20 protein-coding genes are annotated in these 19,125 nt (G+C 40.1%); 14 read left to right on the plus strand and 6 right to left on the minus strand.

The window, feature by feature from the left end:
- Window positions 1–102 precede the first annotated feature (102 nt).
- Together prpE and KOL94_RS02835 are read right to left on the minus strand one after the other, a co-directional pair.
- Window positions 103–846 (minus strand): bis(5'-nucleosyl)-tetraphosphatase PrpE, encoded by a 744-nt coding sequence (gene prpE / locus KOL94_RS02830; RefSeq protein WP_221563867.1) that lies wholly within the window; start codon window positions 844–846, stop codon window positions 103–105.
- A 90-nt stretch (window positions 847–936) separates the two neighbouring features.
- Complete coding sequence (locus tag KOL94_RS02835; RefSeq protein WP_221563868.1) at window positions 937–2,124, minus strand: FtsW/RodA/SpoVE family cell cycle protein; 1,188 nt, start codon at window positions 2,122–2,124, stop codon at window positions 937–939.
- 383 nt (window positions 2,125–2,507) lie between these two features.
- Here KOL94_RS02835 and mgtE point away from each other — a divergent pair, with 383 nt between their 5' ends.
- From mgtE to glf, 9 genes are all read left to right on the plus strand, one after another.
- Window positions 2,508–3,860 (plus strand): magnesium transporter, encoded by a 1,353-nt coding sequence (mgtE, locus tag KOL94_RS02840; protein WP_221563870.1) that lies wholly within the window; start codon window positions 2,508–2,510, stop codon window positions 3,858–3,860.
- 18 nt (window positions 3,861–3,878) lie between these two features.
- The gene (locus KOL94_RS02845) at window positions 3,879–5,717 is read left to right on the plus strand and encodes a monovalent cation:proton antiporter family protein (protein WP_221563872.1); all 1,839 of its coding nucleotides are present in this window, start codon (window positions 3,879–3,881) and stop codon (window positions 5,715–5,717) included.
- Between the two features lie 351 nt (window positions 5,718–6,068).
- Window positions 6,069–6,845 (plus strand): enoyl-ACP reductase FabI, encoded by a 777-nt coding sequence (fabI, locus tag KOL94_RS02850; protein ID WP_221563874.1) that lies wholly within the window; start codon window positions 6,069–6,071, stop codon window positions 6,843–6,845.
- Between the two features lie 173 nt (window positions 6,846–7,018).
- A complete protein-coding gene (locus KOL94_RS02855) occupies window positions 7,019–7,705 on the plus strand; it encodes a PIG-L deacetylase family protein (protein ID WP_221563876.1) in 687 nt (228 codons plus the stop codon).
- A gap of 23 nt (window positions 7,706–7,728) precedes the next feature.
- Window positions 7,729–8,670 (plus strand): NAD-dependent epimerase/dehydratase family protein, encoded by a 942-nt coding sequence (locus tag KOL94_RS02860; protein ID WP_221563878.1) that lies wholly within the window; start codon window positions 7,729–7,731, stop codon window positions 8,668–8,670.
- Window positions 8,667–9,320 (plus strand): class I SAM-dependent methyltransferase, encoded by a 654-nt coding sequence (locus KOL94_RS02865; protein WP_221563879.1) that lies wholly within the window; start codon window positions 8,667–8,669, stop codon window positions 9,318–9,320. Before KOL94_RS02860 ends, KOL94_RS02865 begins: the two co-directional genes overlap by 4 nt.
- Window positions 9,317–10,108, plus strand: a complete 792-nt coding sequence (locus KOL94_RS02870) for a glycosyltransferase family 2 protein (protein ID WP_221563880.1) — start codon at window positions 9,317–9,319, stop codon at window positions 10,106–10,108. Before KOL94_RS02865 ends, KOL94_RS02870 begins: the two co-directional genes overlap by 4 nt.
- 9 nt (window positions 10,109–10,117) lie before the next feature.
- Window positions 10,118–10,930 carry a glycosyltransferase family 2 protein gene (locus KOL94_RS02875; RefSeq protein ID WP_221563881.1) on the plus strand — a complete coding sequence of 271 codons (813 nt, stop codon included), beginning with the start codon at window positions 10,118–10,120 and terminating at the stop codon, window positions 10,928–10,930.
- A 23-nt stretch (window positions 10,931–10,953) separates the two neighbouring features.
- A complete protein-coding gene (glf, locus tag KOL94_RS02880; protein ID WP_260412184.1) occupies window positions 10,954–12,111 on the plus strand; it encodes a UDP-galactopyranose mutase in 1,158 nt (385 codons plus the stop codon).
- Here the strand turns inward: glf and KOL94_RS02885 are convergent.
- The 3 genes from KOL94_RS02885 to KOL94_RS02895 are packed head-to-tail and all read right to left on the minus strand — an operon-like array spanning window position 12,108 to window position 13,915.
- Window positions 12,108–12,515: a glycosyl transferase family 90 gene (locus tag KOL94_RS02885; protein WP_221563882.1), complete on the minus strand. Its 408-nt coding sequence runs from the start codon at window positions 12,513–12,515 to the stop codon at window positions 12,108–12,110. The genes glf and KOL94_RS02885 overlap by 4 nt on opposite strands.
- Complete coding sequence (locus tag KOL94_RS02890; RefSeq protein WP_221563883.1) at window positions 12,497–12,910, minus strand: hypothetical protein; 414 nt, start codon at window positions 12,908–12,910, stop codon at window positions 12,497–12,499. Before KOL94_RS02890 ends, KOL94_RS02885 begins: the two co-directional genes overlap by 19 nt.
- A 9-nt stretch (window positions 12,911–12,919) precedes the next feature.
- Window positions 12,920–13,915 carry an NAD-dependent epimerase/dehydratase family protein gene (locus KOL94_RS02895; protein ID WP_221563884.1) on the minus strand — a complete coding sequence of 332 codons (996 nt, stop codon included), beginning with the start codon at window positions 13,913–13,915 and terminating at the stop codon, window positions 12,920–12,922.
- A gap of 182 nt (window positions 13,916–14,097) precedes the next feature.
- On the opposite strand from KOL94_RS02895, the gene galE reads away from it, so the two are divergent.
- Together galE and KOL94_RS02905 are read left to right on the plus strand one after the other, a co-directional pair.
- Window positions 14,098–15,825, plus strand: a complete 1,728-nt coding sequence (galE, locus tag KOL94_RS25575) for a UDP-glucose 4-epimerase GalE (protein WP_221563885.1) — start codon at window positions 14,098–14,100, stop codon at window positions 15,823–15,825.
- A gap of 4 nt (window positions 15,826–15,829) precedes the next feature.
- Window positions 15,830–16,543, plus strand: coding sequence for a glycosyltransferase family 2 protein (locus tag KOL94_RS02905; protein WP_221563886.1), 714 nt, complete (start codon window positions 15,830–15,832; stop codon window positions 16,541–16,543).
- Window positions 16,544–16,609: 66 nt separating this feature from the next.
- On the opposite strand, the gene KOL94_RS02910 is transcribed toward KOL94_RS02905, so the two are convergent.
- Window positions 16,610–16,879: a hydrolase gene (locus KOL94_RS02910; RefSeq protein WP_221563887.1), complete on the minus strand. Its 270-nt coding sequence runs from the start codon at window positions 16,877–16,879 to the stop codon at window positions 16,610–16,612.
- Window positions 16,880–17,134: 255 nt separating this feature from the next.
- Here KOL94_RS02910 and KOL94_RS02915 point away from each other — a divergent pair, with 255 nt between their 5' ends.
- The 3 genes from KOL94_RS02915 (at window position 17,135) to KOL94_RS02925 (ending at window position 19,083) form a co-directional block, all read left to right on the plus strand.
- Complete coding sequence (locus KOL94_RS02915) at window positions 17,135–17,344, plus strand: hypothetical protein (protein ID WP_221563889.1); 210 nt, start codon at window positions 17,135–17,137, stop codon at window positions 17,342–17,344.
- A 66-nt stretch (window positions 17,345–17,410) separates the two neighbouring features.
- On the plus strand, window positions 17,411–18,337 hold the full coding sequence (locus KOL94_RS02920) for a glycosyltransferase (protein WP_221563892.1): 927 nt from the start codon (window positions 17,411–17,413) through the stop codon (window positions 18,335–18,337).
- On the plus strand, window positions 18,334–19,083 hold the full coding sequence (locus KOL94_RS02925) for a glycosyltransferase (protein ID WP_221563893.1): 750 nt from the start codon (window positions 18,334–18,336) through the stop codon (window positions 19,081–19,083). The genes KOL94_RS02920 and KOL94_RS02925 overlap by 4 nt, the downstream gene beginning before the upstream one ends.
- Window positions 19,084–19,125 lie beyond the last annotated feature (42 nt).

Raw genomic sequence — 19,125 nt, forward strand, 5'->3', positions numbered from 1 at the left:
GCCTACGCCAAGGCTTGGCTTTGCCAAGTTTTCTTTACGTTGCAGACACCATATTTTACACGAAAAACCCGCTTGAACGAAGTCTGCAAATTAAATACTTTCTCAATCAACAAACGTTCTGAATTTTTCCGCCACATATGGCATCGAGGATGGTACAGAAATCGTCCGGTCCTCTGGATATCGATAGGCAGTGAGTGCACCACCGAACACACATCCAGTGTCGATGTTAATCGTATTTCCGACACGTCTTGGTTCCGGGACCGGAGTATGGCCGTACACGATGATTCGATCACCCTGATAGTTTTGAGCCCAGTCTCTGCGGACAGGCATCCCATTCTCATGTTTTTCTCCAGTTATATCACCATATAAAACAAAAGTCTTGACCCGTTTATGTGTTTGTCCGATATAATCCTCCCTGATCCCTGCATGGGCGACAATCAGTTTTTTCTCATCAAGCTGAAGGTAGAGCGGAGCTTCCTCAAACAGGTTCTTGAACATGCTTGAAATCTCTACTTTTTCTTTCTGTTCCAAATCCTTGAATTCAGCAACCGTGGTCTCAAGACCATGTCTGATCTGGACATCCCTTCCTTGAAAAAAACGATAAAGCTTATCGCAATGATTTCCGGGTGAATAGAGAGCAATGCCTTGTTTTACAAGGTGGAATACGAGTCTGATCACTTTTATCGATTCAGGTCCACGGTCGGTCAAATCACCAAGGAAAACAAGCTTACGGTTCTCCTGGTGGTGGTATTCTCCGCGTGTATCCTTTGTATAATCCAATTCTTCGATCAGTCGAATGAGTTCGGTATAGCAACCATGGATATCTCCGATTACATCAAATTTCATACTTTTCACTCCACATTATCGTCCTGTATCTATTAAGTATATTCTAAAATACCAAATATAAAGGAAAAAAGCACCTTTTGCAGGTGCTCTTTAATCGAACATAAATTTTCTTGTCCTTGATCGGACGTTAAGGACAAGTCCGATTGCAATCATACTTGCCAATATTGAACTTCCGCCATAACTGATGAAAGGTAGGGGGATTCCTGTGATCGGAAGCAGCCCTATGACCATTCCGATATTCTGGAAGACTTGGAATGTGATCATACCGATTACACCAGCACATAAATAGCTGCCAAACGGATCATTGCTTTCAAGTGCAGCATGGATGATCCGATAAACCAATAAGAAGAAGAGGGAAATCACGAAACTTGTTCCCATGAAACCGAATTCTTCACCGATGACAGAAAAAATGAAGTCAGTCTGCGCTTCAGGGAAATAGACATTCCCTTCTCCGAATCCTTTACCGTATAATTGACCTGATCCGATAGCCAATAACGATTTTACAAGCTGGAAACCAAAGCCCTGTTCAAATTCGTAAGGCTGCAACCAGCCATAAAAACGATTCAGCTGATACTCATCATGGAGGATATACTCGATTAAAAACTCTGGGTTATACATGTAAATGAGAACGAGACTGGCAACGAAAAGTGTTGAACTAAATATCAAGAGAAGGATAATTCGCCATCGTATACCAGAAACTAATAAAAGACTTGCTATGATCGCAAAAAATACGAGTGTCGTTCCGAGGTCAGGCTGAAGCATGACCAAAATTACTGGCGGAAGAGATATCAAAATGATTTTTCCGAGCAACAAAAAATCTTCCCGCATCGAACGATCCGAATACTTTTCATTATGAAGAGTAATGGCATTCGCAATTGAAATAATCAAGGCAACTTTCATCAATTCCGATGGTTGAAAAGCGATCCCGCCATACCTATACCAGCTCTGAGCCCCATTGATGTATGGGACAAGTGCTTCTTTCGTACCCGCATTCGGGTCCACTAAAGGGATGAACACGATTCCAAGTAATAGGAATATTCCAAAACCATATATGTACCACGAAAGCTTCAAGAACTGATCAAAATCAAGGATCATGACGACTGCAATCGCACCGAAACCAACGGCATACCATACCAACTGCTTTACTACAAAGTTCCCTTCATATTGTCCAACTGCACTATATATCGCAATACAACTTGAACAGATTAAAAGAAATAAAATAAAAAGTAAGTTATAATCGATTTGTTGAAAAGGTGTTTCTCTCTCTTGGTTCGTCATTTGCGCTACCTACCTTAAAGAATAACTGGTTCATTGAAATGATAACATCTTTTATAATACCTTTGTTAATTTTTTCTGCTGATTTTTTAAATTGACATATTTGAAACGCTTTTTTACGATTAGTTAGTCATGAATAATTCATTGAACTGAAAAACATATGGGTTTGTTAAATAATACTGTTGATTTCTGATTAAGTTTGATTGAACCAAAATTTGCGACACTCCTGCGGGAAGAGCGATCCAGGCACTAGACCCCACAGCTCGGAATGAGCGAGGAGGCTTGCGGATCGCCCGCGGAAACGGATCGAATTTAGCAAAAATCAACAATAAAGAATAACAAATCCAAACAAATAAATAACCCTGGATGAGAGGGGGACAACAACTATGGAACAAGAAGAATACTATGAATTCCAATATGTAATCGATGCGTTGAAAAACGATGATATCGATATATTTAGGGAAAATTTCTTAGACATGCACCCTTATGATCAAACACGTCTTTTCTCCGTATTGGAAGAAAAGGAAAGGATGCGTCTATATGGGTATCTTTCACCTGAAGAAATGGCAGATATTTTCGAGAAGATCGATCTTGAAGATACAAAAGGCTATTTGTTTGAAATGGAGCCTTTCTATGCTGCAAAAATGCTTGGGGATATGTACGCCGATGATGCCGTCGACGTATTGAATGATTTAGAAGCTGAGCAGTTGGCTAGTTATTTGACGATCATGGATAATGAGGCTGCTCAGGAGATCAAAGAGCTTCTACATTATGAAGAAAAAACTGCCGGAAGTATCATGACCACTGAATTTGTGGCGATCCGTGCTAATCAGAGCGTGACTCAGGCGATGGAGATCTTGAGGAAGGAAGCTCCGGATGCGGAAACGATCTATTATGTGTTTGTGGTGGATGAAAATAAAAAACTGGTCGGTGTCATATCTTTAAGAGACTTGATCATTGCTGAAGAAGATACTCTCGTGAATGAAGTGATGAATGAAAGAGTCGTTGCGATTTCTGTAGGGGAAGATCAGGAAGAAGCGGCACGGATGATGAAGGACTATGACTTCCTTGCTTTGCCTGTTGTCGATTTTCAAAATCATCTTCTTGGGATTATCACAGTCGATGATATTGTCGATGTCATTGATGAAGAAGCATCTGAAGACTACTCGAAATTAGCCGCAGTTTCCGATATGGATTCTGCTGACAGGAGTCCGATGCAAGCAGCAAAGCGAAGACTTCCGTGGCTGATCATCTTATTATTCCTTGGTATGATCACTGCAAGCTTAATCGGCCAGTTCGAAGAAACGTTGAATCAGGTTGCTATTTTAGCCGTATTCATTCCATTGATTGCTGGAATGGCAGGGAACACAGGTACCCAGGCGTTAGCGGTAGCCGTAAGGGGGATTGCAACCGGGGATACAGATAAACAGGATGTGCGAAGTCTCATACTAAGGGAAGCAGGAACCGGATTGATCACTGGAGCATCCTGCGGATCGGTTATCACGATTGTCGTCTATTTATGGCAGAATTCCATTTACTTAGGGTTATTGGTCGGTGCATCGATTTTGCTCACCTTGATTGTCGCTACCTTAGCGGGAGCTTTGATCCCTTTACTTATGCATAAAATGAAAATTGATCCTGCGGTAGCTTCAGGTCCTTTTATTACAACGATCAATGATATCATCAGCGTGTTGATCTATTTCGGCCTTGCTACGACATTCATTAATTATTTTACGTAAACGAAACAGGAGGAAAGTATGGAAGAGCATGTATCATTCACTTCACTCATCGTTGTCATAGTAACTGCTTTTCTCACACCGATTCTATTGAAAAAATTGAGGCTATCGATCATTCCTGTGGTTGTTGCTGAAATCATAGCCGGACTGATCATCGGGAAAACAGGTTTCAATTTGGTACAGCCAGATGAATGGATTACTATTTTATCTAGCCTCGGCTTTATATTTCTCATGTTCTTAAGTGGGCTTGAAATTGATTTCAGCGTCTTTTCCAATAATAAAAATAGGGTGACATTGCCTTCAGGGAAGCTGGAACCGAACCGTTTTCTCGTTTCGACCATTGTATTCGTGTTCATACTGGTTCTTTCCTTTGTATTATCATGGTTGTTAGTATTTATGGGCTTTACAAACAACGCCTTTTTCATGTGTCTGGTCATTTCGACGATCTCACTAGGGGTGGTCGTTCCGACATTGAAAGAAACAGGAATCATGAAATCAGGGATTGGTCAAATCATCCTGATCGTTACGGTCATTGCGGATCTTGTGACGATGATCTTGTTAGCTGTCTTTGTATCTCTATATGAAGGCGGCGGCAACATGTGGCTGTTGTTATTGTTATTCTGTGCAGGCATCCTGCTCTATTTCATCGGTAAATTCTTTAAGCAGAGCACCTTTTTCGAAACATTATCAACAGGTACTGTACAGATTGGTATGAGAGCGGTGTTTGCCCTCATCATCCTTCTCGTAGGATTATCAGAACAAGTTGGAGCTGAAAGTATCCTCGGCGCATTCCTTGCGGGCGTGCTCGTATCCTTGCTGGCACCTAATCGTGAAATGGTCCGGCAATTGGATTCATTCGGTTACGGCTTCCTTATTCCGATTTTCTTCGTCATGGTCGGGGTGGAGCTGGATCTGTGGGCGTTATTCAGTGATCCGAGGATCGTTATTCTGATTCCACTTCTATTCCTGGCTCTTTTGATTTCAAAGCTGGTACCCGCTCTTTATTTGAAAAAGTGGTATGACTGGAATACAATCATCGGTTCAGGCTTTATACTGACAGCCACGTTGTCCTTAGTCGTTGCAGCGGCTAAGATCGGAGAGCGGATCGGTGTCATCGATAATCAGATGTCCTCAGCACTGATCTTACTTGCAGTGATTACGTGTATCGTTACACCGATTGTGTTTAAAAAAGTCTTTCCTCTTAAACAGGTAGCTTCTAAGACAAAAAAAGTCAACGTTATTGGGGCGAACCAATTGACGTTAAGGCTACCATTAGAGCTTGATGAGAATATGTTCAATACGACTCTATACCATACAAAACAAGAAAAACTAGAGGAAAGTATAGGAACCCATTTTGAAGTGAATGAAGTGGATGACTATGAAATTGAAAGGTTGTTACATGACGATGTATTCAATACGGATGTTTTGGTCGTCACGACAGGAAATGATTCAATCAATGCAAAAATCGCTTCCTACGCAAAAGAAAGTGGGATTGAACGTGTTATCACGAGGATTGAAACATCAACACTAAGTTCCGAGCTGAAAATGAAAGACATAGAAGTATTTTCATCCTTGTTATCAGCTAAGACCATATTAAGATCGATGATTGAAACACCAGATGTCGCTAAACTGATCATCGGTCAAGACAATCGCTTATTTCAAGTGAATGTACAAAACGTGAAGTATGTTGGAACGATGCTTCGGAATTTCCCGTTCATGGGCAATGCAATTATCATCCGGATTTTCAGAGGAAATGAATCCATTGTCCCACATGGTGATACCGAACTGCAAATGCATGATCATCTTATTGTGACAGGAAGTAATGAAAGCATCCAAGAATTGCGCAATGTATTATCCTAAAGGCTGTGCTATTGAATAAAAGAGTCTTAAAAGAGGCTTTGTCAGTTGTTATGGTTGATTTCTACGAAATTCACTTCCTTTCCGCGGGCGATCCGCAAGCCTCCTCGCGAGCTCCTCGCTGCGGGGTCTCGCCTGGCTCGCTTTTCCCGCAGGAGTGTCGTAAATTCTCTTGAAATCTACAAAGTCCTTCAATAGAATCAAAAGAAGTGTCAGCCACCCTTGTTATCTCATCATGAGTGAGATAAGGAATGGCTGGCACTTTTCTTTTTTCTTAGTGACTGCTATACTTTAATTAGGACTAGGTCATAATAACAAACAATAAATTCGCAAATATGTAAAAGGAGGCCATTCATGAATTTATCATTGGAAAACCGTACATATGTGATCATGGGAGTAGCGAATAAGAGGAGTATTGCATGGGGAATTGCGCGTTCTTTGAGTAACGCAGGAGCGCGCTTAGTATTTACGTACGCTGGAGAACGCTTCGAGAAGGGTGTGCGTGATCTTGCGGAGTCACTTGAGCGTAAAGACTCGCTCGTCATTCCTTGTGATGTTACGGATGATGAACAAATCAAAGGCGCGTTCGCAAGGATCAAAGAAGAAGTCGGTGTCATCCACGGATTGGCTCATTGTATTGCGTTTGCAAAAGTGGAAGAACTTAAAGGTGAATACTTGAACACGACAAGAGATGGGTTCCTTCTTGCTCATAATATCAGCTCATACTCGTTAACTGCAGTGGCAAAGGAAGCCCGCGAACTAATGACAGAAGGCGGTTCTATTGTAACAATGACGTACCTTGGTGGTGAACGCGTCGTTTCCAACTATAATGTAATGGGTGTAGCAAAAGCTTCTCTTGATGCAAGTGTGAAATACCTTGCCAATGATTTAGGGAAAGATGGCATCCGTGTCAATGCGATTTCTGCAGGGCCGATACGTACACTTGCTGCCAAAGGAGTAGGCGACTTCAACAGCATCCTGAAAGATATTGAAGAGAGAGCACCATTACGACGCACCACAACGACAGAAGAAGTCGGAGATACAGCATTATACTTGATGAGCGATCTCTCCCGAGGGTTGACCGGAGAAATCCTCCATATCGATAGTGGTTTCCATCTATTAGCACGATAATCATAGCGACCCATTCCTTGTCAGGAGTGGGTTTTTTAAATTGAAAAAGGAAGAGAACGCCAGAAACCAGGGTTCTAGGCGTTTTTTTATTACTCAACAAGAGAGAGGCCTACACGGATAGTTGTTTGCGGAATACATTAAATTAATACGACGTGGTCTGAGGGGTGGGAATAGTGATTGGTAATGGAAATGAACGGATCTTAGTGATTGCTCCACACGCCGATGATGAGGTGCTGGGGTGTGGGGGGCTCATTGATAAAGCAAGGAAATACGAGAATGAAGTAAAAGTGCTCATCGGGTCAGTTGGAGATATCCATTTCCAACATAAGGACGATGGCATCATTCATTCTGAAACTAGAAGAATGGAATTGAAAGAAGCGCTTGCACATTTAGGCTGCAATGATTATGAAATACTTTTTGAGGATAAAGAAAGTGCGATGGATACGATTCCGATGAATCAGATCGTGTCCAAATTGGATCAGGTTCTCAGAAAGATGGAACCGACGATAGTATTCATCCCATATCCGAGCTATCACCAGGACCACCAAGTCTTGTTTCAAGCTTCTATGGCCAGTTTAAGACCGATTCCAAATCGAAACCCGAAACTGATTGCAATGTATGAATATCCTATGATCGTCTGGCAATACCCGAAGGTCAATGATGTCGGCGAACTTTATCTTGATATCACTGATTCCATCGATCGAAAAGTAGAAGCATTCTGTAAACATCAATCGCAAATCCGCTCACCGGACCACTTGATTTCACCAGAGAATATCAAGAGATGGGCTGCGAAAAGAGGAATGGAAACAGGGGTTGGGTATGCCGAAAAATATCACCTCATTCGTGCACAACTGTTTTAAAAAGGTCAATCGATAAAAGAGGGATGGCAGTGAAGGTATTAATAACGGGTGGGTGTGGATTCATCGGCTCTCATATTTCTGAATTACTGGCAAGCAAAGGATATGAAGTAGTGGTAGTGGATAACTTGTGTACGGGAAACTACTGTTCATCTGCTTATCCGATCAGCTATTACGAGTTGGATTATATATCCCCAAAAATAAAAGAGGTGTTTGAAAAAGAAAGACCTGATTATGTAATCCATCTAGCCGCTCAAGTGGATATAAATACGTCGATGGAAAATCCAGTTTATGATGCTGAAGTCAACCTCTTGGGTACGGTAAAGTTATTGCAGATATGCCGTATCTATAACGTAAAAAGATTCATATTTGCATCCACTTCCGCAGTATATGGCGATCTTGGACTAAAAACAGCTGATGAGCTTTCACCGCTCAATCCAATTTCCTTTTATGGCATTTCAAAACTAGCTTCAGAGATGTATATCAAGCAATTCAACGAGCAGTTTCAACTTCCATACACGATTTTCAGGTATTCCAACGTTTTTGGGCTTCGGCAACGATCGGATAATGAAGGGGGCGTCATACCGATTTTTGTAAAACATTTGTCTTCCGGAACAATCCCGCTGATTTATGGGGACGGAAAACAAACAAGGGATTTTATTCACGTTAATGATGTTGCCAGGGCAAATTTATTAGCAATTGAAAAGGAAATTGATGATGTTATGAATATAAGCAGTATGACTGCTACAACTATCAATCATTTATACAATCTGATTGTAAAGTATTTCGAAACTGGAGTAGAACCTGTTTATATTCACCGGAGGCAAGGAGATATTTTATTCAGCAGACTTGACAATAGCAAGGCTGAAAAATTGTTAGGATGGAAGCCTCATTATCAGGTGGATGAAGGAATCCGTGAAATGATTCAGGCTGTTACGGTAAACATCAAGGAGGGTAACGACATATGAGAAATTTTTCGAAAAGGCCAGTCAGCCGTCAATTTGGGTTTGATCGGGGACAACCAATCGATCGGTATTTCATTGAAAAGTTTATAGAAAAAAATCAACATTTGATTAAAGGAAAAGTCCTGGAAATTGGAGAAAACCGGTACACCTCGTTATTTGGAAAAGAAATTGATAGTGTCGATATCCTTGACATCGATCTATACCCAGGGGTGACGATCAAAGGTAATCTTGAAACAGGTGAAAATGTACCTGATGGTGAATTTGATTGTTTCATCCTGACACAGGTCATCCACATCATTTATGATTTTAAGGAAGCACTGAAAAACGCCATGAAGACGTTGAAACCTGGTGGGGTTCTTCTAGTTACTTTTCCAGGAGTCAGTCAGAGCTGTAAGACGAGAGAGTATGGTGACTATTGGCGTTTTACTGGAATGGCGCTGTATAGATGTTTTTCAGAAATCGATACGGCCGGGGATACACGGATAGAGAGCCATGGGAATCTAGGAATCGCGCAGGCCTTCCTAGAGGGAAGAGCAGTTCATGAAATTCCTAAGAGTTTATTAGCTTTTAATGATCCACACTATGAAGTCGTCCATACGGTTGCTGTAACCAAAAAGAATCCACATCCTCAAATAAATGGTGAAGAAACATGAATAAAAGTGAAGTGACGATCCTAACGGCTTCTTACAATCCAGGGAGTTATTTGCGTACTGCAGTTGACAGTGTCTGTAAACAGACCTATAAGGAATGGAGGCATATCATCGTGGATGATGCATCTGAGGATGACAGCCTGTCTTTAATAGAAGACCATTTGAATGATTCTCGGGTGACCGTGATCAGGAATGAACAGAATTTAGGCCAAGCGAAATCTCAGAACATAGGTCTCTCACATGTTCAAACCCCATTCATTTTAATGCTGGATAGTGATGATTGGTTATTTGACTATACGCTTGAAAAGCTATTAAACGCAGCGAACCAAGTATCGGAAGATGTAGCGCTCATTTGTGGGAAAAAACGAGTGGTTTTTGATTATGGAAGGAAGATTCTAGGAAAATACCAGGATACATGGGGAAGGTCTTTTTTAGATCGTTATGACTTCTTACTATCAAACTTTGTTCCTTATCCAAGGTTTTATCGGACTTCAGCTCTCAGGAAGGTAGGAGGGTGGCCGACAGATGACCCATATGAAGGACGTTATCTTGAAGATCGGAGAATGGATGTACGTTTGATCGAACATTACAAAATCCACTGGATTGACGAGGTTCTCTATAACTATCGAAAACATGCAGATAGTTTAACCAATCATTTTGATCCTATTAATGAAATGATCGAGTGGAACATACGAGATGCGTTAAAGCGATGGGGAAATTTATATGAACCTGTCTTTGAAATGGAAAATGGGACAAAAGTTTTAAAAAAACTTGTGCCTAAATCTATTTAGGAGGTTGACATGAGAACAGATGTTACGGTCTTGATTCCTTTTTATAATCCGGGAAAACGATTCATTACTGATGCATTAAAGAGTGTATTCGAGCAAACATATCAAAAATGGAGGATCGTTTTAGTGAACGATGCATCTACGGATGATTCAGTCGAATGTTTGGAAGAATTTCTCGGTGATCCCAGAGTGAAGCTCATTACTCATGGGATTAATAGGGGCCAATCACATGCTCAGAATACAGGACTCCAGGTCATAGACACCCCCTACATCATCAAACTTGATAGTGATGATTGGTTTTTCCCCGATACAATTGAAAAGATGATAGAGGTGATGAAACGCTTACCGCGGGATGTTGCTCTCTTATGGGGGAAGAAAACAGATATTTATGAAGACCGGGAAGGGAATACGTGTCTGAAGGTGCCAAGGAAAGAGGGGGCATCCTATTCAGATAAATATGAATTCCTCCTATCGAATGATGTTCCGTTTCCAAGGTTTTATCGGACAGAAGCATTGAAAACGGTAGGAGGTTGGCCGACTGACGATCCGTGGGATGGACGGGTGATGGAAGACAGGCGGATTGATGTCAGGTTGATTGAACGATACAAGATCCATTGGATGGACGAAATGCTATACAATTACCGACAGCATCCATTTAACGCAACCAAAAAGCTCGATCTCTACAATGAAGTATTCGAATGGCATATATATGATACGTTGCGAAGGTGGGGAAACGAGTATGAACCTGAGTTCAAATTCCGATGCGGGTGGAAACAACTCGCTGCTCTTCATCCAAAAGAAAAAAGGAAAAGTTTATTCGATTGAGCATATAATACGTACAAATGATCATGGGTGAGGGGATGGGATTGAAAATCGATTGGTTGATAGTGGGAGCGGGATTTTCTGGGTGCATCGTAGCCGAACAGATTGCAAGAAGGCTGGATCAAAACGTGTTGATTGTTGAAAAAAGGGACCATATTGGCGGGAATGCCTATGATTGTTATGATGACAATGGGATTCTCGTCCATCAATATGGTCCTCATCTATTTCATACAAACTCCAAGAAAGTTTGGGATTACCTTTCTAGATTTACGGAGTGGATTCATTACCAGCACCATGTATTAGCTGTGATTGATGGGAAAAAGGTGCCCGTACCATTCAACTTGAATACTCTCCATTTGTTGTTTCCAAAGGGATACGCAAACCAAATGGAAGGAAAACTGATCGATCGGTATGGATTTGGAAAGAAAGTACCTATTTTAGAGATGCTTGAAGATCAAGACGAAGAAATCCGACATTTAGCTGATTTCGTTTATGAGAAAGTATTTCTTGGCTACACGTTGAAGCAGTGGGGAGTTGACCCGAAAAATCTCGATCCTTCTGTGACTGCAAGAGTACCTATACATATAAGTAGGGATGACCGGTATTTTCAAGATAAGTATCAAGCTGTTCCCAAAAAAGGTTATACGGACATGTTCAAAAATATCATCAAACATCCGAATATCAAATTATTGCTTAAAACAGATTACAAAGATCTGAAAGGCAATTTTTCATCCGCTAAGATGATCTATACCGGACCGATTGATGAGTTCTTTGATTATAAATATGGTGAGTTGCCGTATCGAAGCCTCCAATTCAAATCCATTTATCATAGTAATGAAGATTATTATCAGGAAACCTCACAAATCAATTATCCGAATGATTATGATTTTACGAGAATTACGGAATATAAGCATATTACACAACAAAAGATATCTGGAACGACCATCATGATTGAAGAAGCATGTCCATATTTACCACAAGCTAATGACCCATATTATCCGATACCGAAAAAAGAACATGCTGTGTTATACCGTAAATACCAGTCAGAAGCGGAAAAGATAATAGATAAGGTTCTGTTCATCGGAAGATTGGCAGAATATCGTTACTATAATATGGATCAAGTTGTAGCAAGAGCACTTCATGTGTTCGAAAAAGAAATCCTTCAATCTTCGAAAGGTATTTAATCAAGACCATATTTGGCGATTGTCTGGTATAAGTGTTTAATGGCATATTCTTTACTCAGGTACTTTTCAGCGAATCGATTTGTTTCATGAACGATCATTTTATAGGATTCTTCATCTTCATTAAGCCATTTAATCAGAGGAATTAAATCTGACAAATTCCGTTTAACAGGTATATAATGCTTGAATGGAACCATAAAAGGAAAGAAAAATTCATGGTAGTCCCGCTCAACAATAAAAACAGGTCGTTTCAATTGCATAAGGAGTTTCAATCTTGAGCTATAGCCGACACCTTGTATATCGATAACGTATTTATATTGGGCATGATCAGGAATAGGAATGTAATGTGTTGTAGCTTGTAGTCCGTCCTCTGTACTATAACCTGAACCTATATCATTGTATCCCATTCCATTCCTATTGCTTTCAGGTAATCAGGTTCTCTTTTTGATAATTGTAGGAGTTTTTTTCGTAGCCGATGATTATTAGCATCTCCTATCCAAAAGCATTGTTCTTTTTCATACGGTAGGTTGCCTTTCTCTGTACATTTCTCTACGACCATATCCCAGTTTACTGGTCTTATACGAACGTGTCTCGATGCCCTCTCTGCCCTGTCACCACTACAGAATACAAATCGAAATTCCTTGTTCATAAGGTCCCTTTCATATTTTTGAAACATTTCGTCCAATAAAGAAAAGAAAGATTGGTGTCGATTGCCCCAACCACCACGGTCAATAATATCCAATTTCGGGTATGTTCCTGAAACTTCGATTATTTCTTTCGGTAGCCCCACTCCATTTGTCAATCATCTAAGTCAATCGTTCAACTTGTCATTTAAATTCAAGGGTGATATTCCTGTAATTATTCTTGATCGGTACTCGGTAATGGAATGCTCCAATCCTTCCTTCAATTCTACTTTTGGAATCCAATCCAGTAATGCGGTAGCTTTGGAAATATCGGGACAGCGAACTTTAGGATCATCATCTTGAGGCTCCAGAAAAACAATATCACTTGATGTACGGGTCATTTTTTTGATAAGCTTTGCAACTTCAAGGATGGTGTATTCTTTTGGATGGCCGATATTGAAAACTTCTCCATCTGATTTGTCAGATTCCACCATTTTTTTGAAGGCAGCAATCGTATCGTCAATATAACAAAATGTACGGGTCTGCATTCCTGTACCATATATCGATAAATTTTCTCCTCTTAAAGCCTGGTTGATGAAGTTCGGGATGACACGCCCATCTCCTTGCCAAAGTCCAGAGGAGTAGGTGTTGAAAATCCTTGCAACGGTTACTTTTGTAGCGTATAAGTTATGGAATAGGTAGCAATATACTTCTCCAAGGCGTTTCGACTCATCATAACAAGCCCGTGGACCCCAAAGGTTGACGTTTCCTTTATATGTTTCTATTTGAGGATGGATCTCAGGGTCACCATATATTTCACTTGTACTGGAATAAAGCATCTTAGCCTCGTTCCTTCTGGTTAATTCAAGCATGTTTTTCGTTCCGATTGTATTGACTTCTATCGTATTAAAGGGTGATGCTTGATACCACTTTGGAGAGGCTGGTGAAGCAAGATGATAAACTTCATCGACACGATCCAATTGCTTGTTTTGGAGGATAGATCCGTGACATACATCAGTTTCGATAAATCGGAACCAAGGATGTGAATCCAACTTTTTCAGATTGCTTTTCCTACCAGTCGATAGATTATCGATCCCGATTACTTCATAGCCATCATTAAGTAAATGTGTCGCTAGGTTGGAGCCTAAGAAGCCAGCAACCCCCGTTATAACCGCTCTTCTCATTGTTATCTCCTTTTATCATGTTTTTCTTGAGTACCTCTAATGTTTGTTGCACGGAATCATCTATATGCTAATAATCTATTTTTGAAGGTATAGTCTAATTATTTTTATGTTTGGGCGATGCCAAGTGTGAAAGGAAGATTATTTGAAGAGATTATGGAACTCTAAGAAAAGTTGGTGAGAGGATGATCCTTGTTACAGGGGGAGCTGGCTATATTGGAAGTCATGTAGTGAAGGGGCTCCTAGAGGAAAATTTCGAAGTTGTCGTGCTCGATGATCTTAGTGCAGGACACAAGGAAGCTGTTGATGGACGTTCCTATTTCATAAAAGGGGATGTAAAGAAGCCCAATGTCCTTAAAGGGATATTTGAACTTTTTCCAATAAAAGCAGTCATGCATTTTGCCGCTAATTGCTATGTAGGAGAGTCTGTCACTCATCCAAGAAAGTACTATGATAATAACGTTATAACCGTAATCAACCTTTTGAATTGTATGCTTGATGGAGGCGTGAAAAAAATCATTTTTTCTTCTTCTTGCGCTGTTTACGGTGTTCCTGAAGAGACAGAAATCGATGAGGGAACTGAAACAAATCCCATTTCACCATATGGACGCACTAAACTGATAGCTGAAAAGATGATCCAGGACTATGAACTTGCATATGGAATGGAGTATGTCAATTTGAGATATTTTAATGTCGCTGGGGCAGATCCTTCTGGAGCACTAGGAGAAGACCATCGTCCAGAGACCCATATTATACCAAATGTCCTTGCACACTTAGCAGGGAAAAAAGATCGCCTGACTGTATTTGGACAAAATCATGAAACACCTGACGGGACTTGTGTCAGGGATTACATCCATGTATCTGATTTAGCTAAAGGGCATATATTGGCGTTGAAACATTTACTTGATGATGATGTAAAAAATAAGACTTACAATCTTGGGAACGGTGATGGTTATTCTGTCAAAGAACTTATCAGTACATGCGAGAGATTGACAGGAAAGAAAGCAAAGGTTGTTTATGTATCCCGCAGGAAAGGTGATCCACCTAGACTTATAGCGAACAGTGAAAAGGTTTCTAGAGAACTAGGTTGGAAGGCGGATTTCAGCCTGGAAGATATGGTCCATACTGCTTGGAAATGGTTTGTGAAGAATCCTGTTGGATATGTTTCGGATCACCGGAAAGGGGAAGTGAATATGGTTTCTGTCATAACTTGTACGATGAGAGATTCATGTCTTGAAAATGTATTCAATAATTACGCCCGGCAGAAGTGGGATGATAAGGAGCTTATCATTGTTTTGACAAAGGCAGAAATGGATTTGGAAAGATGGGAGACGGAGGCAAAAAAACATAAAAACGTTTCCGTTTTCCGAGTGGAAGATGGCTCTTCACTAGGGAAGTGTTTAAACTTTGCAGTGGAGCAGACGAATTATGAAATCATCGCAAACTTTGAAGATGATGATTATTATGCACCAGAGTATCTGACTGAATCCGTATCTACTTTGGAGAAAACGAACGCTGACGTCATCGGAAAAACGACTGTTTTTTTGTTCATGCCTGAGCGTAAGGTTTTGACAATATTCAATTCGAATAATGAACACCAATACGTCAATGACCAAACCCGTTTTGGAAAACAATATTTACAAGGTGGAACACTTGTCATGAAACGTCATATTTTTGAAAAAGTTACATTCCGGAATCAAATCAAGGAGCTTGACAGGCTTTTCTGTCAGGACTGTGTTGATAAAGGATTTAAAGTATACTCAGCAGGAATGGAAGATTTCGTTTATATACGAAATGATTCTGGCAGCGGCCATACTTGGAAGGTTTCGAATGATATCATCCTCAATGCTTGTGAAGTAGTGGCTCACACGGATGATTTCGAGCCTTATATTATCAAAAGGCAGGGAGGATAGTGCGTTGATCAGCGTTATTACATGCACCAATAAAGAGTATACTCTCCCGAACATTCTTGAAAACTACAAAAGACAATCTTGGAAAGACAAAGAACTGATCATCATTTTGAATAAGGATTCAATGAGTCTTTTGGAGTGGAAAAGAAAAGTGCAAGATGATCCGGCAATCAAAGTTTTACAATTAAGCGGAGACACCACCCTCGGTGAATGTCTGAATCGAGCAGTAAAGGAAGCAAACTATGAATATATTGCAAAGTTCGATGATGATGATTATTACACGGAAGATTATTTGATTCATAGTATGGAAACTTTGGTACAATCCAAAGCGCGTGTTATAGGGAAAACAACCATTTATATGTACTTTGAAGATGACCGCATTTTATATTCTTTCAATCCTTATAAGTTTGCTGGAGAGGCAGATCAAGATAGTGAAAATCGATATAACCGGAAAGTATTGATGGGAGGGACACTCTTATTTGAAAAAAGCGTGATCGATTCAGTCCCTTTTCAGGCATGTAATACAGGTGAAGACGCAAAGCTTTGCGAAGAATGTATTGAACAGGGGATCCCCATCTATTCCGGTACCAAAGATCATTATGTCTACATTCGAAGTGCTGTAGACGTCCATACTTGGAAAATCAAAAATCAAAAACTAAAACGGTTCTGCACACCGATCATTGAAACAGGTGATTTTCGTTCCTATATCAAGAGCCTATAAAACGATAGTAAAGGAAAAAACCTGATTTGAGCACCAAATCAGGTTTTTCAGTTCAAGGAATATGAGTTAGCTTAAGACGCGGATCGCATCAATTTTACGGCAATCTACGATGAATGGATAGTCATCATCTAAGAAAGTCACACAACATGATTTTTTATCAAAGCATGCGAAAATCAATCCTGCAAATTCTTCCCCATCAATGATCAAGTCGACTTCATCTCCGGAACGTAACTTTCTTAATTCATCACAGACACAGCCGTCGCACTTGTCGTCTCTTCGATCGTCTCTTCGATCGTCTCTTTTGTCACATCCGCAACCTTTATCGAATAAACTCATTTCTTTTCCTCCTTTTAAAAAAAATGTGTATGCACCCCAAAATGCATATTAGAAAGGGTTACTATACTATATTGCAATTGATGTCCTTTTGAATGGGTCAAGACCTACTCTTGACAAAAATGGTTGTTAGCCTTGTCCGCACTCAACCATTTTATTCACTTAATACATGGCTGTCCATGCAACTTGTCCTCTTGCTTCATATACATAAAGAAGCATCGTCTATGATGCTAATCAATAGACAGAAGGAGTGTAAATATGGCTAGTACAAAATTGGTTTATCTGCGTCGACTCTTAGGAAGAACAGTAACTGAAGTAGCTGTCGAAGATTCCGATTCAGACTTGATTTTGACAAATGTGGTCCTAATAGAAGTTGGTAGGGACTGGTGTTTGTTCAATCAAGGTGGATCTGGCGGATTAGGAAATATCTGGATTCCAACTAGGAATATCGTCGCGGTCATTATCTAACAGCCAAGTTTTGAGGTTGTCTCTTTTCGAGTCAACCTCAACTTTCATAAAATTCAGGGTGATTACATGAAATTGAACGTTTTATTCATTACTAGATATATGGGGTCTTTTATTGAAAAAAGTACTTATTATTTAGGGGAAGAGCTGAAAAAACATTGTAATTTGACATATTGGTATGAAGATGGGAACTTACCGGATATCATTGCACAGCTTCCCCGACGTCCAGACTTTATTTTGTTCAATGACCAGAAACCTGATTATTGTCCTTGGATCAGGAACATAGATAAAGTTACGATTCCAAAAGGTGCACTTGTTCATGATTTGCATTACCGGATTGGACGAAGAAAAAAACTGTATCAGAAGAATCAGATTGAACACTTATTCGTTCAATATCGGGATGCGTTCTTGAAATGGTATCCTGAATACAAAAAGCAAATAATCTGGCTCCCTCATCATGTTCCAGGTTATATTTTCAAGGATATGAATTTAAACAGAGACATCAATCTTTTGATGGCAGGAAGTCTCATTGAACATCTTTATCCGCTAAGGGTCAAAATGTATAACGAACTTTCCAAGAGGTATGATTTTACGTATATTCAACATCCTGGTTATCGGAACATCCACTCACAGTCCAAGTTTATTACAGGTGAAAGTTATGCCAGCTTATTAAATCGATCCAGAATCTTTCTCACCTGTGATTCAATCTATAAATTTCCTGTCCTGAAATATTTCGAAGCAGCAGGTTGTGGTTCTTTACTTCTTGCTTCAGGTTCTAAAGAGCTACAGGACTTGGGGTTCATCGATGGGGAAACTTTTGTAGAAGTGAACGAGCACAACTTCCATCAAAAAGTGGAATACTTTCTGAAAAATGAACATGAACGACGTCAAATCACTGCAAATGCAATCAAATTAATCAGGGAGAAACATACGACAGAAATCCGCGTAAAGCAATTACTTGCCCACATCGAGCGGATCATAAAGAAAGGAGGATGAGACAAATTATAACGAAAGTATCGATCATCATACCGTTTTTTAATTGCCAGTACGTTGATAGGGCTATAGAGAGTGCCTTGAAACAAACCTATAAAAATTGTGAAATAATATTAGTCGACGATGGATCTAAGCAACATATCGACCTGATCGAACCTTACAAACGGAAAATCACTTATATCCGAAAACAAAATGGGGGGACAGCCAGTGCGTTAAACAAAGGTATCCTTAATGCGACAGGAGATTATTTTTCATGGTTGAGTTCTGATGACCTCTATCACCCTGAAAAAATCGAACGGCAGTTGCAATTCATGTTAAGCAACAATGCTGCAATTTCTTATGGAAACTATTATTTGATCAATGAGAGGGACAGAATAAAAAGTGAACCAGTTGGAGTCGGGTTGCCTGATAATTGGTTTTTCGTAAGAGCTATGAGGTCTGGCTGTATCATTAATGGGTGTACCGTTATGACGAAGATGGATGTAATTAAAGGAGCAGGAATGTTCGATGAAACTTTACCATACACTCACGATTATGATTTGTGGTTACGTTTAATCCCATCTTATCAATTTTATTATTTTCCGGAGCCTCTCGTACATTACCGTGTTCATGGCAACATGGGCTCAATTAAGCATAAAGAAGTGATACGAAACGAAATCCATGTGGTGAAAAGGAAACATCGTGACCCGATCAGCAGGCTAGTCAATTCGATGAAACAAGAACGAAGAAGACGAAATTATTTAAGATAGATCCTTGTTTAAAACCAAAGGAGCTGACCAAATACACTCATG

This window comes from Alkalihalobacillus sp. TS-13 (assembly GCF_019720915.1).
Taxonomy (GTDB): Bacteria; Bacillota; Bacilli; order Bacillales; family Fictibacillaceae; genus Pseudalkalibacillus.

What these genes read in the sequence shown, in the direction of transcription:
- KOL94_RS02920 (WP_221563892.1), top strand. Translation starts at nt 17,411, where the DNA reads ATGAAATTGAACGTTTTATTCATTACTAGATATATGGGGTCTTTTATT.
- KOL94_RS02885 (WP_221563882.1), bottom strand. Translation starts at nt 12,515, where the DNA reads ATGGGATACAATGATATAGGTTCAGGTTATAGTACAGAGGACGGACTA.
- KOL94_RS02865 (WP_221563879.1), top strand. Translation starts at nt 8,667, where the DNA reads ATGAGAAATTTTTCGAAAAGGCCAGTCAGCCGTCAATTTGGGTTTGAT.
- mgtE (WP_221563870.1), top strand. Translation starts at nt 2,508, where the DNA reads ATGGAACAAGAAGAATACTATGAATTCCAATATGTAATCGATGCGTTG.
- KOL94_RS02845 (WP_221563872.1), top strand. Translation starts at nt 3,879, where the DNA reads ATGGAAGAGCATGTATCATTCACTTCACTCATCGTTGTCATAGTAACT.
- KOL94_RS02835 (WP_221563868.1), bottom strand. Translation starts at nt 2,124, where the DNA reads ATGACGAACCAAGAGAGAGAAACACCTTTTCAACAAATCGATTATAAC.
- KOL94_RS02925 (WP_221563893.1), top strand. Translation starts at nt 18,334, where the DNA reads ATGAGACAAATTATAACGAAAGTATCGATCATCATACCGTTTTTTAAT.
- KOL94_RS02915 (WP_221563889.1), top strand. Translation starts at nt 17,135, where the DNA reads ATGGCTAGTACAAAATTGGTTTATCTGCGTCGACTCTTAGGAAGAACA.
- KOL94_RS02895 (WP_221563884.1), bottom strand. Translation starts at nt 13,915, where the DNA reads ATGAGAAGAGCGGTTATAACGGGGGTTGCTGGCTTCTTAGGCTCCAAC.
- KOL94_RS02870 (WP_221563880.1), top strand. Translation starts at nt 9,317, where the DNA reads ATGAATAAAAGTGAAGTGACGATCCTAACGGCTTCTTACAATCCAGGG.
- KOL94_RS02875 (WP_221563881.1), top strand. Translation starts at nt 10,118, where the DNA reads ATGAGAACAGATGTTACGGTCTTGATTCCTTTTTATAATCCGGGAAAA.
- KOL94_RS02860 (WP_221563878.1), top strand. Translation starts at nt 7,729, where the DNA reads ATGGCAGTGAAGGTATTAATAACGGGTGGGTGTGGATTCATCGGCTCT.
- glf (WP_260412184.1), top strand. Translation starts at nt 10,954, where the DNA reads ATGGGTGAGGGGATGGGATTGAAAATCGATTGGTTGATAGTGGGAGCG.
- fabI (WP_221563874.1), top strand. Translation starts at nt 6,069, where the DNA reads ATGAATTTATCATTGGAAAACCGTACATATGTGATCATGGGAGTAGCG.
- galE (WP_221563885.1), top strand. Translation starts at nt 14,098, where the DNA reads ATGATCCTTGTTACAGGGGGAGCTGGCTATATTGGAAGTCATGTAGTG.
- prpE (WP_221563867.1), bottom strand. Translation starts at nt 846, where the DNA reads ATGAAATTTGATGTAATCGGAGATATCCATGGTTGCTATACCGAACTC.
- KOL94_RS02910 (WP_221563887.1), bottom strand. Translation starts at nt 16,879, where the DNA reads ATGAGTTTATTCGATAAAGGTTGCGGATGTGACAAAAGAGACGATCGA.